The following is a 13843-nucleotide window of genomic DNA, read 5'->3' on the forward strand; positions in this document are numbered from 1 at the left end:
CGTTCAGCGCAGCAGCGCCGCCGCCGGGCCACGCAGGCCGACGGCGAAGAAGCCCTCGTCCATGTCGGTGTACCAGACCTGGGCGCGCTCGACGTCCCAGGCCGGCTGGGACAGGGCCGCGGCGCCGTTGGGGCCGGGCTCGTTGAAGTACCCGACCTCACGGGGTCGGGTGACGTCGGAGATGTCGAACAGGCGCAGCCCGGAGCCGATCATCGAGCAGCCGGCGATCCTCGGGTCGTCGCGGGTGGGCACCGAGCAGTAGTGCCCCGTGTAGCTGCGCACGATGAGCCGTGCCCCCGGATCGCCCATGACGTCGTCGCGCACCAGCGGGTCGTGGACCTCGAGCCTCAGGTTGGACACGACCACCGGTGCGCGTGGGTCGGTGACGTCGATGATCCGCGCCGCTCCGACCGGGCTCCTCGGCGAGTTGATCCGGGTGAAGTCTCCGAAGAGGTCGCTGAACTCGTCGACCTCCAGGACGTACTGCCGGGCTCCCTGCGTGAACGGCTCCGCGACCTGCGGGATGGACGACTCCTCCCAGGCCAGACGGGACAGGGTGCGGATCGCGGGCCTCGGACGCCGGTCCTGGATGTCGGAGACGTCGAGGATGTCGAGACCGGCACCGTCGAGCAGCCCCCCGGTGAGGACGCTCGGGCTGCCGATGTTCGCTGCGTACATGGTCCGGCCGTCGTCGGACAGGCGCAGGCCGTGGTAGACGACGCCGGTCTTGGTGTGGAGGATGCGGGGCCGGCGGGGTTCGGTCAGGTCGACGGCGGTCAGCGTGAAGCCGGCGGCGCCCGCCGTCCAGAACGTCCGGCCGTCCGGCGAGAAGCCGCTCTCGTGGCCCATCACCCCCGAGAGCGTCGTCGACCTCAGCCGCGGCTTGCGGCAATCGCGACTGATGTCGTAGACGTCGAGGACGCCCGGCGCCGTGGCGAGGGTGCCCATCACCGCGGCGAGCAGACCCCGCTCCTGGTTGACCAGCAGCGACTCGTGGGGCTGGAGCATGGCCGGGGTCACCAGGTTCGCCGTCCGCACCGGCTTCGCCGGGTCGGTCATGTCGAGGACGACGACGCCGAGACCGGCACCGCCGGTGAGCAGGCCCGGGAGGTTGAGCCCGGCCATCAGCGCCGAGTCGTAGTACGCGCACGTGCGCCCGGTGGCGTCGGTGTAGCGCTGGACCTTGTAGCCGCCCGAGCCGAGCATCGACCGCTTGCCGTGGTGACCGATCTCCACGCTGTTGCACCGGTAGCCCTGTAGGGCCCGGCCCGAAGCGTGGTCGGCGGCCGGCACCCGGCCCTGCTCGGCCGTCTCCGGCAGGTCGCCGTCGGCGCACGTCGCCCGCGGCACGCCGCTCAGCGAGAGGTCGGCGCGCGACGAGCCCGCCGACACGACAGCGCCGGCGAGCACGAGCGTGGCGGCCGTCGTCGCCAGCGCCAGCCGGCGCAGTGGCCGAGCGTGCTCCCCCGCGGCCTCACGGCCCCTGCTGGTCCCCATGACCCCCATGCCGACCCCCATGTCGTCCGTGGTGCGCGGCATCGCCGCCGGGTGGGGCCACCCTCGCACGGCCGCCCCGCATCCGTCGACCGTCAGGCCCTCGGCCGGTGGTCCGGGCTCAGCCCGTGTAGGGCAGCTCCGTACGCCAGTCCGCCTCGTCCTGGTCGATCGCTGCGCGCAGCGCCCGGGCGACGTTGTCGGGCGCGAACGGCCCCTCCTTCTTGAGCAGGCCGCGCACGGTCACGGAGACGGCGCGGATGCCGTCGCCCTTCAGCGTCGCGTCGATGCTGTGCACGAGGTTCTGCACGCCGGCCTTCTGCACGCCGAGCGAGGCGGCGCCGTGCCACGGCCGGTCGGCGGCCATGCTGCCGGTCACGGTGACCCGGCCCCCGGGGCCCAGGAACGGCCGGGCCGCCTGGACGACCGTCAGCAGAGCGCCGACGCCCAGGCGGACGTCCTCGAGCAGCTCCTCCACGGTCAGGCTCAGCGGGTCCTTCTCGCGATAGGCCGACGGGTTGAAGTGGACGACGTCGAGATGTCCGAGGTGCTCGCCCATCCGGGTGACCGCGACCCGGGTCGCGGCGTCGTCGGTGAGGTCGACCACCGCGGAGCCGGCCACCGCCCCCGCCGCCTCGACCTCGGCGCGGAGCGCGGTCAGCACGTCCTCGTCGGCACCGAGCAGTCCGACGCTGCCGCCCTCCGCGGCGTACAACCGGGCGAGCGAGCCGCTCACCCCCGGGCCGGCTCCTGCGATCAACACGTTGCGGGTCATCCCGGCAGCGTAGTGCGCCGGCCGCGGTCCCTCGATGGGCTACTCCTCGCGGTCGCAGGCGTCGAGCTCCGCGCGCGGCCGCGTCGAGCCCGCGCCGACGATCATGCGCTCGGGCGTCAGCGCCGCGAGCTGGGTCGTCGTGAAGGACACCTGGGTCACCTCCGCGTCGCGATCGGAGTCGTAGGCGGTCAGCACGTAGGTGCGTCCCTCGGCCAGCGTGAGGCCCTCCGGTCCGGCCCAGTCCCAGGACGGAGCCACGAGGCTCAGCTCCACGCGGCCGTCCCGCGGCTCGGCCGCCCGCCAGGTGCCGACGACCGGGTTGGGCTCGTCGTCGCGCAGTCCGGTCCGGTCGCCGTGGACCTCGACCGTGTCGATGCGGCCGCGACAGACCTCGACCAATGCGACCGGGGCGCCGTCGGCGTCGACCCCCATCGCCGCGGTGCCGAGGACGTCGGCGTCCACGTCGTTCCCGCAGGCGGCGAGGGTCGTGGCGGCGGTGGCGAGAACGAGGGCCAGCCGGAGTCGCGAGGTGGGGTGCGAGGTCATGGCTCGATCCTGGCCGTCCGGTCTCCGCGACCGTTGAGTACCAGGGCTCAGCCTGCCGGGAGGTCCGGCAGCGGACCGACCCCCGACGCGACGGTGGGATCGACGGCGAAGCTCGGCCGCGCGCCGCCGCGCGACCCGGGGGTGAGCAGGCCGGCGCGCCGGCCGAGTCGCATCGCCGCGACCTTCGCCGCCGGCACCAGGCCCCGCTCGCGGGTCGAGCGCGGCAGCCGTCCCCACCGGTGGCGCAGGTAGTAGTTGGCCGCCCACAGGTGCTCGCGACGCGCCGAGTCCGCCGTCCAGTGCTCGGTGGAGAGCGAGACGTTGAGCCCGCCGACGTTCTCCACCCGGTGCGGACTGTTCTGCGGCCACCAGGCGACCTGGCCCGGCTCCAGCTCGAACACCGCCGCGTGGTCGTCGTACCCGAGGTCGAAGGGCAGCTCCTCCGCGGTGGCGCCGGCCACCAGCCGCTCCAGGTCGGCGTCGCTCACGAACCGCTCCGACCGGGGATAGACGTAGGCGCGCTTGCGGCCGCGCAGGTGCCAGAGCAGGTTGGGCTGGTTGTCCGCGTGGTAGTAGACCATCGCCGTCGGCGACGAGACGATCAGCGTCGCCGACGTGCGGATCGGCGCGAAGCCGGGCACGAGCGCACGGATCTCGTCGTAGAGCGTGTCGACGAGGCCGGACACGTCGCGGTCGTGGGCGTCGATGCCGACCAGGTTGAGCCACAGGTGCCCGCGCGCCACGATCTCCAGCAGCTCGGCCCCGGGCAGGTCGGTCTCCGCTCCGCGGCGCCAGTCCTCCACGCGCGTCGGGTCGTCGCCCATCGTGTAGGGATGCACGACGGAGCGCGGCAGCCGGTCCAGCAGGGCTGCCAGCGCGCCGTCGGTGAACATCGGCTGCTCGTGCAGCCGGTGCGTTGCCAGGTGCGGCCGGGAGCCGAACGCGGCGATGTCGTCGAAGCTCCACGGGAGCAGGTGCCGGTCAGTCACACCTCACAGGTGCGCGCCGGCCGCGAAAAGATCCACTCCCGCCGGATCGGCCACTCAGAGACCGGCGATGCCGTCGAGCTTCTTCACCGTCGCCTCGAACTCGGCGATGAGGTCGCCGATCACCTCGGCCACCGGGCGGACCTCGTTCATCCGCCCGACGATCTGGCCGATGGGCATGGAGATGACGTCCGGGTCGCCCGAGGCATTGATGCGGTTGTGCGCGTCGGCGACCAGGAGGTTCTGCAGCGGCATCGGCAGGGGCGCCGGCGCACCCTCCTCCGACCAGGCCTCGGTCCATTTCGTCTTGAGCAGCCGGGCCGGCTTGCCGGTGTAGATCCGCGTGCGGACCGTGTCGGACGAGGTCGCCCGCAGGAACGCGGTCTCCCAGCCCTTGTTGCCGGCGAGGTTGCGGTACTCCTCCGTGCCGAGCCAGATCGAGCCCGTCCACACCCCCTGCGCGCCGAGGGCGAGCGAGGCGGCGATCTGCCGACCCGACCCGATCCCGCCCGCGCCGAGCACCGGGACGTCGGGTCCGACCGCGTCGACGATGTCGGGGGTCAGCACCATGCTCGCGATCTCGCCGGTGTGCCCGCCCGCCTCGTAGCCCTGGGCGATGATGATGTCCACGCCGTTCGCGACGTGGCTCAGCGCGTGCTTGGGAGCACCCGCCAGCGCGGCGACCTTGAGGCCCGCCTCGTGGCACTGCTCGATCACGTCGACCGGCGGCGAGCCGAGCGCGTTGGCGATGAGCACCGGACGGTGCTGCAGGGCGACGTCCACATGGGAGCGCGCGACCGAGTGCAGCCAGCCGAGGACGCCCTCGCGCCCCTCGCCCTCCGGGAGCGGCGGGACGCCGAGCTTGAGCAGCGTCTCGTCGACGAACTTCCGGTGCTCGTCGGGGATGTACGACGACAGGTCGGCCGACGTGCCCTCGGTGGGGATCTTCATCGGCATGACCACGTCGACGCCGTAGGGCTTGCCGTCGGTGTTCTCGTCCATCCAGGTCAGCACCCGGTCGAGGTCGTCGGTGTCGTTGAACCGGACACAGCCGAGGACGCCGAGGCCACCGGCCCGGGACACCGCGGCAGCGACGTGCTCGGAGGGGGTGAACGCGAAGATCGGGTAGTCGATGCCGAAGGCATCGCAAAGCGTGGTGTGCATCAGGTGTTGGCTCCTGCGGTGGTGTCGGACCGGCGGTCGGCGAGGGCGAGCTCCTTGGCCCGCGGGTACTGCGCCTTGCCGGTGGCGTTGCGCGGGATCTCCTCGACGATGGTGAGGGCGCGCGGCAGCTTGTAGCCGGAGAGGTGGGAGCGGAGGAAGGTCCGCAGCTCCTCGAGCTCGACGGTGTGGCCCGGGCGCGGCTCGACGACCGCGGTCACGGCCTGGCCGTACGTGTCGTCGGGCAGGCCGACGACCAGGACGTCGTAGACCCCCGGGTGGGCCTTGATCGCCTGCTCGACCTCCTCCGGATAGACCTTCTCGCCGCCGGTGTTGATGCAGTTGGAGCCGCGGCCGAGCAGGGTGATCCGGTTGCCCTCCTCGATCCGAGCGTTGTCACCGGGGATCGAGTAGCGCACGCCGTCGATCTCGACGAACGTCTTGGCGGACTTCTCGGGGTCCTTGTAGTAGCCGACGGGGACGTTGCCCGCACGGGCGGTGCGACCGATCTTGCCGACGTCCTTGACCGGGTCGAGCGGCACGTTGTCGTCGCCGAGGATGACGGTCGTCGGCGGCAGCGAGACCACCGGACCGTCGGTCGACAACGCGCTCGCGTCCTGGAGCCCAGTGCCCTGGAAGCCCGTCTCGGACGAGCCGACGGAGTCGGTGAAGACCGCGTTCGGGAACGCCTTCATCCAACGCTCCTTGACCGACTTCGAGAAGATCGCCGCACTGGAGGCGATGGCGAAGAGCGTCTGTCCGTCGTAGCCCCCCGCCTCGTAGGCGTCGATCAGCGGCACGGCCATGGCGTCGCCGGTCATGAAGAGCATCTGGACGCCGTGCTTGTCGACGAGCTCCCAGGTGCGGACCGGGTCGAACTTGGGTTCCAGGATGGTGACCTGGCCGGCGAAGAGGTGCATGAGCAGCGACGCCTGCGCCCCGCCGTGCATGAGCGGGCTGAGGGGCAGCGTGACCAGGCTGTCCTCCCGCGCCTTCTTGGACTGGTCGTACTCCTCCAGCGGCTCGGACGTCATGAAGTCGATGCCGCCCCCCAGCACCCGCCAGAAGTCCTCGTGACGCCACATGACGCCCTTCGGGAAGCCGGTGGTGCCGCCGGTGTAGATGATGTGGATGTCGTCCGGGCTGCGCTCGCCGAAGTCGCGGGCGTCGGACTGACCGGCGAGGGCCTCCTCGAGCGTGATCCCGCCGAACGACGACAGGTCGCTCTCGTCGTCGGGCTCGAGCGGATTGGGGACCGCGATGATCGTCCGCAGGTCCGGGAACTTGGGCGCCACCTCGGCGACCAGAGGCGCGTAGACCCGGTCGTGGACCAGGCCCACGAGGTCCGCGTTGTCGAAGAGGTACTCCAGCTCGCCGGCGACGTAGCGGTAGTTGACGTTGATCGCGACGGCGCGGACCTTGAGGATGCCGATGAGCGCGATCACGTGCTCGATGCTGTTCTTGGCGTAGAGGCCCACGTGGTCCCCGGTGCCGATGCCCTGCGCCTGCAGGAAGTGGGCGAGCCGGTTGGACTCCGCCTCGAGCTCGGCGAAGGAGATGACGCGGTCCCCCACCTGCACGGCGGGCTTGTCGGGCACGGCGTCGACGGCGTGTTCGAAGAGATCGGCGATGTTCAGGGCCACGAGGGCGACAGTAGAACACGTTTCACTTTTTCGCTAGCGTTGTTCACATGTCCGCTACTGATGCCGTCACCGACGCCTCCCCCGACTGCCTCGTCGAGCAGGACGGCCACAAGCTGGTCGTCACGATGAACCGGCCGGAGCGCCGCAACGCCCTGTCCAGCGAGATGCTGCGGATCATGGAGTCCGCGTGGGACCGGGTCAACGAGGACCCGGAGATCCGGGTCTGCATCCTCACCGGCGCGGGCGGGTTCTTCTGCGCGGGCATGGACCTCAAGGCAGCCGACGACAAGCCGCCCTCGGAGAGCTTCGAGTCCGGCGCCTACGACCCGACCACGATCAAGGGCCTGCTCAAGGGCTTCCGGCTCACCAAGCCGCTCATCGCCGCGGTCGAGGGACCGGCCATCGCGGGCGGCACCGAGATCCTGCAGGGCACCGACATCCGGGTCGCGGGCGAGTCGGCGAAGTTCGGCGTCGCCGAGGCCCGCTGGTCGCTGTACCCGCTCGGCGGGTCCGCGGTCCGACTCCCCCGCCAGATCCCCTACACCGTCGCCGCGGAGCTGCTGCTCACCGGCCGCACCCTCGGCGCCCCCGAGGCCAAGGAGCTCGGCCTGATCGGCCACGTCGTCCCCGACGGCGAGGCGCTGGCGAAGGCGCACGAGATCGCGGACAGGATCGCCGCCAACGGCCCGCTCGCGGTCCAGGCGATCCTCAAGACGATGCGCGACTCCGAGGGCAAGCACGAGGAGGAGTGCTGGGCGGACGACGCCAAGGTCGGCGCCGCGGTGTTCTCCTCCGAGGACGCCAAGGAGGGCCCCCGAGCCTTCCTCGAGAAGCGGGCGCCACGGTTCGAGGGGCGGTGACCTCACCGGGCAGGACCGCGACCGAGGAGGAGTGACTCGGGCGCACCCGGGCAGCATGGCGGCATGGGTGTCCTCGCCGTCCTGATGTTCGCCGTCACCGCGCTGGTCGTCGTGGCGCTCGTCGTGCTCCTCGCGCTCGGGGTCTCGGCCGCCGCGAAGCGCGCCGCCGAGCGGCGCGCGGGCCTCGCGGCCTTCGCGCGCGACCGCGAGTGGGAGTTCCGCCCGAGCGACCCGGCTCTCGTCGAGCGCTTCGCCGGCGCCCCCTTCGGCCGCGGGCACGCCCGCCAGGCGACCAACGTGCTCCTCGGCCGGTACGACGGTCGCGCGTTCACGGCGTTCGACTACCAGTTCACGACCGGCTCCGGCGAGGACTCCTCGCGCCATACCTACTCGGTGCTCGCGCTCAACCTGGGCGTTCGCGCTCCCGACCTCGCCGTAGGCCCGACCAGCACCCTGCGCCGCTGGGTGGACTCCCTGACGGGACGCGACATCGAGATCGGGGATCCGGCCTTCGACGCCGCCTACACGGTCCACTCCTCGGCGCCGGAGTTCGCCGCGGACGTCCTGCTGTCCGACGTACGCGACGTGATGCGGCATCACCCCGCCCTGTCCTGGCGGATCACCGGCGACTCGCTGCTGGTCATCCGCGCCGGCGCCCACACGCCCGCGGAGGTGGACGCGAAGCTGCACCTCATGGATGCCCTGCTCGACCGGATTCCGGGGCGCGTCTGGGACCGGCTGCGGGGCGAGCAGCCCCGCTGACCGGTCGCCGACCGCCCGACGTCAGCGCCCGGGCCGCCCTCCGGGCCTCGCCCGGCGTTGCGCCCCGGGCAGCATCCGCGGCACCAGGCCACGGCTGACGACCACCGCGAGATGGCCGGCGAGGGCCGCGTAGAAGACCAGGTGGGCGGCGACGTGGAGGGCGACCAGGTCGTCGGAGCCGGCGATCAGGAGCAGCCCGGAGAGCGGCATCGCGAACAACGAGACCAGGAGGGCGACCTCGGTGGCGTGCAGGACTCGGCGTCCGGCCCGCCCGAGCCGGGGGTCCCACGGCGGCAGCGGCGTGAGTCGGCGCCAGGCCGACCGGGCCACGGCCAGGGCGAGCAGGAGGGCGCCGAGCACGACGTGGAGCGCGCTCGGCGCGCCCTCGTCCGCCTCGGCAGCCTCCTCCCGGGCGTCCTGGCGCGCCTCGCACCGCTCCTCGAGGCGGTCGAGGCGCTCGTCCTCCACGTCGCTGGTGTCACCGCCGCTGCGGTCCTCGCCCACGGGATCGCAGTCGACCCGGGCGACCCGGGCTTCGGTCGCCATGGTGTAGCCGACGACGAGCTGCGCCGCGAGCAGCAGCACCGTCAGCCAGTGCAGCGTGCGGGTGACCGCGCCGTAGCCGTGCTCGCCGTTGCGCAGCCGCATGACGTGGGCACGGTCGCCGGGCTCAGCGCCCGGTGCGCTTCGCCGTCCAGCGCAGGGGGTCACCCGCGTCGTTGCCGCGCTGGCACACGCCGACCTCGTAGGACAGCGTGCCCGCCTTGACCTTGTTCTTCTTCGCGACGAGCCTGCCGCCGACCTCGACGTGGTACTCCGTGCCGTCCTGCGTGCCCGCGAACACGCCGTGGAACCGACCGTTCCGCTTCACCTTCATGGTCGGCATGGACTGCGAGATCAGCTGGACGTAGGGCGGGTAGGACACGCAGATCACGTTCATCGTGACCAGCCAGTTCTGGATCTTGCGGCCGTTCTTGCTGACCTTGAAGCTGATGTCCACCGCGTCGATCGGGTTGTCGGGCGCAGGCACCTCCGCGCCGGCGTACGTGCCGCCGGGTCCCTTCGGGCCGGCTGCGGCGTGGACCGGCGTGGCGGACGACGAGCACAGCAGCGCGACGGCCAGGAACGCCACCGCGACTGCCCGAGAGAGAGGACGCATGCCGAGCATGATAGTGCCGGCAGGTCCCGACGCCACGGGCCGCCGCGCGGACGCCGCTTGCTTCACCGGGGCTACATCGGAGGATCGACGAGGTCGACGCCGACGATCTGCTTGCCCGCATAGAACTCCAGGACGTCGGCGTCGCCGTGCCCGCCCAGACCGCTGTCGCCGAAGAAGCTCTGCGCAGAGTCGGCGCACATGTCGAGCAGGCTGGTGCCGTTGACCTTCACCTCGCCGGCCTCGATGCGGCCACCGACCGCGATCGCCCGCTCGACGTCGCCGCCGAACACATAGCCGGCCAGCCCGTGCGGACCGGTGTTCGACCTCACGAGGGCGTCCTCGACCGTCGTGAACGGCTCGATCGCGATCATCGGGCCGAACACCTCGCCGGGCAGATCGACCTGACCGGACGACGAGACGACTGTCGGGGCGACGAACCACCCCGCGCCGGGCAGATCCGGCCCCTGGGCGGCGGTCGCACCGGACGCGACCAGGTGCTCGCGCTGCGCCACCAGGTCGTCGCGTCGCTGGCGGAACGCCATCGGGCCGACGTCGGTGCCCGCGTCGAGGGCCGAGCCGACCCGCGTGCGCCGCAGCCGCTCGGCCAGGCCCTCCACCAGCTCGGCGTGCAGGCTCCGGTCGGCGAGGACCCGGCGCGGCGCCTCGCACCACTGTCCGTTCAGCTTGGTCATGCCCGCGGCGAGATCCTCGACGGTGGCCGCGAGGTCGGCATCGGCCAGCACGATGGCCGGGTTGTTGGACCCCAGCTCGAGGCGCAGCCGGGTCAGATGGGGAGCGCTCGCCTGGGCGATGAGCCGGCCCGTGGCCGTGGACCCGGTCATGGAGATGGCCTTGATCCGCGCGTCGCCGCAGATCTGCTGACCGACCTCACCACCGCCGAGGACCAGCGAGAAGACACCGGTCGGCAGACCGGCCCGCACCGCCGCGTCCGCGAGGAGCTGGGCGCTCCACGGCGACGCCGGTGACGGCTTGAGCACGACCGGCGCTCCGGCGACGAGTGCGTACGCCATCTTCTTGACGGCCACGGCCGCCGGGGCGTTCCACGGGGCGATGAGGGCCGTGGGACCCCACGGCACCCGTCGCAGCCGCACCGGCCCCTGCGTGGCTGCGAGGTCGGCCGACTCCCCGCGTCGCTCGGCCAGCTCGATCGCCGTGCGGACGGTCCCGGCCAGGCTGGACGCGAACAGCGTGGTCTCCCGGAGTGTGACGCCGCTGTTGAGGGAGTCGAGCTCGGCGATCGCCGCCTGCTGCTCGTCGATGAGGTCGGCGAGGCGGTGGAGCAGCGCGGCCCGCCCGGCGAGGCCCAGGTCGCGCCACGCACCGGCGGTGTGCGCGGACCACGCGGCGGCCAGTGCCCGCTCGACCTGCTCGGGCGAGGACGACCGGTTGCGCTGCAGCGGCGCGCCCGTGTTCGGGTCGTGCAGCACGTCGTCGAGCTCGACGGCCGAGAGCTCCGGCGTGCCGCCGATCCAGGTCTCGAGCGTGGGAGGGGTGAACGTCACGTCAGATCCTGTCGAAGTAGCGGTCGAGGTCCCAGTCGTTGACGCTGCTCAGGAAGGAGCGCCACTCGTGGTCCAGGAGGATGCGGAAGTGCTCGACGACCTCGTCGCCGTACTCCGCCCGGGCGAACGACGAGGTGGCGAACGCCTTCGCGGCCTCGCCGAGGTGCAACGGGACCTCGGCGTCGATCGGTGATGCGTAGCCGCTGCCCTCGGTCATCGGCGGCGGGGTCACGCCCTTCGCCATGCCCTGCCGTGCCGAGCAGAGCAGGCCGGCGAGCGTGAGATAGGGATTCGTGTCGGCGCCCGGCAACCGGAACTCCAGGCGCAGGTCCCGCGGACGGCCGCCCACGACGCGCACCGACGTCGTGCGGTTGTCCAGGCCCCAGGTGCGTCCCCAGCCGGCGACGTCGGCACCGTTCGCCCGGCGGTAGGAGTTGACCGTCGGGGCGTACCACGCCATGAACGTCGGCACCTCCTGCAGGATGCCGCCGATCGCGTGGTGCATCCTCTCCCCCAGGTGGTGCGGGGCGTCGTCGTCCCAGAAGACCGGGCGGCCCTCGTCGTCGACGACCGAGAAGTGGACGTGGCACGACGACCCCGGCTGCCCGCCGTTCAACGGCTTGGCCATGAAGGTCGCGCTCATGCCGGCGGCGGTGGCGCTGTCGCGGACCGCGAGCTTGTAGAGAGCGTGGCGGTCGGCCATCTCGAGGGGGTCGCCGTAGCGGAAGGTCATCTCCCACTGTCCCGTGCCCCACTCCGACTGCGCCGCCTCCATCTCGATGCCCGACGCCTTGAGGTCGGCGCGGAGCTTGCGGAAGAAGGGCTCGTAGGTGTTGCCCTCGTGGATCATGAAGTCGGCCGGGACGATCGTCGTCGGCTCCAGGTCGCGGAAGCCCGACCGCCGCAGCTCGCGTGGCTCGTTGCGGAACAGGTAGAACTCCAGCTCGGTGCCCATCTGGGCGCGGAGGCCGTCGGCGCCGAAGCGCTCGATCTGCTGGCGCAGGATGACCCGCGGCGAGAGCGGCAGGTACTCACCCTTCGCCCCGTCCCACGGGTCGGCGAGGCAGATGGCGATGCCGTCGAGCCAGGCGGCGCGCCGCAAGGTGCTCAGGTCGGGCCGGAAGGTGACGTCCGGAACGCCGTTGTGCATGCCGCACAGCGGGAAGACGTCGGCCTCGACGAGTCCGAGGTCCTGGGTCAGGTCCCACGCGTACACGCACGTGCAGACCTCGACCCCGTCCTCGACGACGCGGTCGAAGGACTCGACCGGCACCCGGCGGCCGACCAGGCGGCCCTGGAGGTCCGGCGATGCGACGACGACCGTGTGGATACCCTCGGCGACGAGGTCGGCGGGCTCCAGCAGCCAGGCCGCGCTCATCGGGTCAGCCACCCGCCGTCGACCGGCAGCTGGATGCCGTCGATGAACGATGCCTCGTCCGAGAGCAGGAACGAGACAGCGGCGGCGATGTCGCTCGGCTGCCCGACGCGGGGCACCAGGAGCCGCTGCTTCATGAACTCCAGGCCGGCCTCCGAGGTGACCATCTCGAGGTCGAAGAAGTCCGTGGCGACCGGTCCGGGCGCGACGCAGTTGACGCGGATGTTGTCGGGCGCCAGTTCGATCGCGAGCGCCTTCGTCAGCATCGGCACCCCGCCCTTGCTCGCGTTGTAGTGCGGCTGGGTCGTGGTGCCGGACGTGACGACCGCGATCGCCTCGACGGTGGACAGGTTGACGATGGCGCCACCGCCCGAGCGGGCGATGAGCGGCGCCACCACCTGGGCGACCACGAACTGGCCCTTGAGGTTGACGTCGAGCACGAGGTCCCAGGCGTCGTCCGTCAGGTCGCGGAACGAGTGCGGCGTCACCAGGCCGGCGTTGTTGACCAGCAGGTGCAGGGCGCCCCAGCTCTCCTCGACCGTGCGCACCGACGCGGCGACGGCCTCCCGGTCGCGTACGTCGACCGCGGCGGCGAGCGCGACGCCGCCGTCGTCCTCGATCGCCTTCACCGTGGCCTCGGCCAGCGCGAGATCGATGTCGGTCACCATCACGCGGGCGCCCTCGCGCGCCAGCCGCAGCGCGGTCTCGCGACCGATGCCCGAGCCGGCACCCGTGATGTAGGCGTTCTTGCCGCCGTGGACTGCGGTCATGCTGCACTCTCCTGAAGCTTGTGGGCGACACTCGCGTCGACCAGCCAGTTGAAGATCGGATCTGATGCGAAGCACTCGGGGTGCCATTGGATGCCGACGACCGGGCGGTCGGCGACCTCGAACGCCTCCACCACCCCGTCGCCCGCGCGGCCCGTGACCACGACGTCGCGACCGGGTCGATCGACGGCCTGGTGGTGGAAGGAGTTGACGACCGCCGCCGGCCCGTAGAGGGACTCGAGCATCGAGCCGGCGGTGAAGGAGACGCCGTGCGAGCGGTGCGCGCGCGGGTAGGCGTACGAGGCGTGCGACTCGCCCTCGCCGATCGGCAGGTCCGCCACCAGCGTGCCTCCGAGCGCCACGTTGAGGAGCTGGGCACCGCGACAGATGCCGAGCATCGGCACGCCCGCACCGAGCCCCTGCGCGGCGAGGTCGAGCTCGAACTGGTCGCGCAGCGGCTCGAGCCCGCCGGAGCGGGGATGCGGCACGCCGCCGTACCGGCGCGGGTCCACGTCGGCTCCGCCGACGAAGATGACGCCGTCGACGAGGTCGAGGACGTCGTCGGGACGCATGTCCAGCGGCAGGTGCAGGGGGATGCCCCCGGCGTCGAGCACGGAGGTCGCGTACTCGCTCATGTAGATGTCGAGAGGTGCGTCCTCGAATCCCATCGGCACGCCGATGATCCGCGCCGCCATGCGCCGGCCGGTCAGGCCGATGACCGGCCGGACCCCGGGCCCCCTCACCGCCTCTCCTCCGCGGTGTCCCCGCCACCCGCCGCCTGACGGCGTGCTG

General features: G+C 72.1%; 14 protein-coding genes. 2 read left to right on the top strand and 12 right to left on the bottom strand.

Features of this window, described 5'->3' with window-relative positions:
- Positions 1–3: 3 nt before the first annotated feature.
- The 6 genes from ACPZVR_RS11820 to ACPZVR_RS11845 form a co-directional block, all read right to left on the bottom strand.
- Positions 4–1539, bottom strand: a complete 1536-nt coding sequence (locus ACPZVR_RS11820; protein WP_436699782.1) for an LVIVD repeat-containing protein — start codon at positions 1537–1539, stop codon at positions 4–6.
- A 76-nt stretch (positions 1540–1615) separates the two neighbouring features.
- Positions 1616–2269, bottom strand: a complete 654-nt coding sequence (locus ACPZVR_RS11825; protein ID WP_436699783.1) for an SDR family oxidoreductase — start codon at positions 2267–2269, stop codon at positions 1616–1618.
- 39 nt (positions 2270–2308) lie between these two features.
- Positions 2309–2815: a hypothetical protein gene (locus tag ACPZVR_RS11830; RefSeq protein WP_436699784.1), complete on the bottom strand. Its 507-nt coding sequence runs from the start codon at positions 2813–2815 to the stop codon at positions 2309–2311.
- A 47-nt stretch (positions 2816–2862) separates the two neighbouring features.
- Complete coding sequence (locus ACPZVR_RS11835) at positions 2863–3804, bottom strand: hypothetical protein (RefSeq protein WP_436699785.1); 942 nt, start codon at positions 3802–3804, stop codon at positions 2863–2865.
- 54 nt (positions 3805–3858) lie between these two features.
- A complete protein-coding gene (locus ACPZVR_RS11840) occupies positions 3859–4965 on the bottom strand; it encodes an NAD(P)H-dependent flavin oxidoreductase (RefSeq protein ID WP_436699786.1) in 1107 nt (368 codons plus the stop codon).
- Positions 4965–6605, bottom strand: a complete 1641-nt coding sequence (locus tag ACPZVR_RS11845; protein ID WP_436699787.1) for an acyl-CoA synthetase — start codon at positions 6603–6605, stop codon at positions 4965–4967. The genes ACPZVR_RS11840 and ACPZVR_RS11845 overlap by 1 nt, the downstream gene beginning before the upstream one ends.
- Positions 6606–6652: 47 nt before the next feature.
- On the opposite strand from ACPZVR_RS11845, the gene ACPZVR_RS11850 reads away from it, so the two are divergent.
- Both ACPZVR_RS11850 and ACPZVR_RS11855 read left to right on the top strand, forming a co-directional pair.
- Positions 6653–7465 (top strand): crotonase/enoyl-CoA hydratase family protein, encoded by an 813-nt coding sequence (locus ACPZVR_RS11850; protein WP_436699788.1) that lies wholly within the window; start codon positions 6653–6655, stop codon positions 7463–7465.
- A gap of 63 nt (positions 7466–7528) precedes the next feature.
- The gene (locus ACPZVR_RS11855; protein WP_436699789.1) at positions 7529–8227 is read left to right on the top strand and encodes a type III secretion system chaperone family protein; all 699 of its coding nucleotides are present in this window, start codon (positions 7529–7531) and stop codon (positions 8225–8227) included.
- 21 nt (positions 8228–8248) lie between these two features.
- Here the strand turns inward: ACPZVR_RS11855 and ACPZVR_RS11860 are convergent, their stop codons facing one another.
- From ACPZVR_RS11860 to ACPZVR_RS11885, 6 genes are all read right to left on the bottom strand, one after another.
- Positions 8249–8875, bottom strand: coding sequence for a cytochrome b (locus ACPZVR_RS11860; protein WP_436699790.1), 627 nt, complete (start codon positions 8873–8875; stop codon positions 8249–8251).
- A gap of 22 nt (positions 8876–8897) precedes the next feature.
- A complete protein-coding gene (locus ACPZVR_RS11865) occupies positions 8898–9386 on the bottom strand; it encodes a hypothetical protein (RefSeq protein WP_436699791.1) in 489 nt (162 codons plus the stop codon).
- 71 nt (positions 9387–9457) lie between these two features.
- On the bottom strand, positions 9458–10909 hold the full coding sequence (locus ACPZVR_RS11870) for an aldehyde dehydrogenase family protein (RefSeq protein ID WP_436699792.1): 1452 nt from the start codon (positions 10907–10909) through the stop codon (positions 9458–9460).
- A gap of 1 nt (position 10910) precedes the next feature.
- Positions 10911–12287, bottom strand: coding sequence for a glutamine synthetase family protein (locus tag ACPZVR_RS11875; protein WP_436699793.1), 1377 nt, complete (start codon positions 12285–12287; stop codon positions 10911–10913).
- Positions 12284–13054 (bottom strand): SDR family NAD(P)-dependent oxidoreductase, encoded by a 771-nt coding sequence (locus tag ACPZVR_RS11880; protein ID WP_436699794.1) that lies wholly within the window; start codon positions 13052–13054, stop codon positions 12284–12286. The genes ACPZVR_RS11875 and ACPZVR_RS11880 overlap by 4 nt, the downstream gene beginning before the upstream one ends.
- Positions 13051–13794, bottom strand: coding sequence for a gamma-glutamyl-gamma-aminobutyrate hydrolase family protein (locus ACPZVR_RS11885; RefSeq protein ID WP_436699795.1), 744 nt, complete (start codon positions 13792–13794; stop codon positions 13051–13053). Before ACPZVR_RS11885 ends, ACPZVR_RS11880 begins: the two co-directional genes overlap by 4 nt.
- Positions 13795–13843 lie beyond the last annotated feature (49 nt).

Origin of the sequence: Nocardioides segetis, from assembly GCF_051390595.1 — a bacterium.
Taxonomy (GTDB): Bacteria; Actinomycetota; Actinomycetes; order Propionibacteriales; family Nocardioidaceae; genus Nocardioides.